The sequence below is a fragment of the Methylobacterium sp. WL64 genome (assembly GCF_008039945.1).
Classification (GTDB): Bacteria; Pseudomonadota; Alphaproteobacteria; order Rhizobiales; family Beijerinckiaceae; genus Methylobacterium.
In genome coordinates this window covers 1-452 of the sequence record NZ_VRVA01000342.1, presented here as the reverse complement: position 1 = coordinate 452, position 452 = coordinate 1, and the positions used below count along the sequence as shown (strand labels likewise).

General features: G+C 65.0%; 2 pseudogenes. Both read right to left on the bottom strand.

The window, feature by feature from the left end:
- Positions 1 to 123 precede the first annotated feature (123 nt).
- Positions 124 to 249, bottom strand: a pseudogene (locus FV242_RS34185) (IS630 family transposase); the annotation flags it as partial.
- 92 nt (positions 250 to 341) lie between these two features.
- A pseudogene (locus FV242_RS34180) lies at positions 342 to 452 on the bottom strand (IS630 family transposase); the annotation flags it as partial.

The following is a 452-nucleotide window of genomic DNA, read 5'->3' as shown; positions in this document are numbered from 1 at the left end:
GATCGGCCCCGGCCAGGAGCTGGTCCAGGATCGCGTCAGGGACGTGGGGTGCTTTGCGTCGTGCCATCGGGAACCTCCTTCGGATCCACTATGGCCGCCCCCACACGAAATTCCTGACAGTCCCGCCAGCACGATCCGCGCACGCTGGGCCAGCGCCTGACCGATCTTGCGGCGGCGCACCAGGCCCTCCAGCCGCGTACGCTCGTCCGCGCTCAGATGAAGTTCGGCTGGTTTGGGACCGCGGGCCATCGCAGCAACCTCCGCTCGGAAGCCCAGCAGATGGCTCTCACGTTCCAAACCGCAAGGAAATCTCTAACTCAGACCACTAGAGCCGTGCCCTTTCAGGTTGGCTCATAGGCATCGTATCCAGCAGCGGTAAGGTAGTTTCGGCACTCATCCGGTCGGACGGCGGCGAACGCGTCCTCGATGGCGATGGTCAGGCCGGCGGCGGT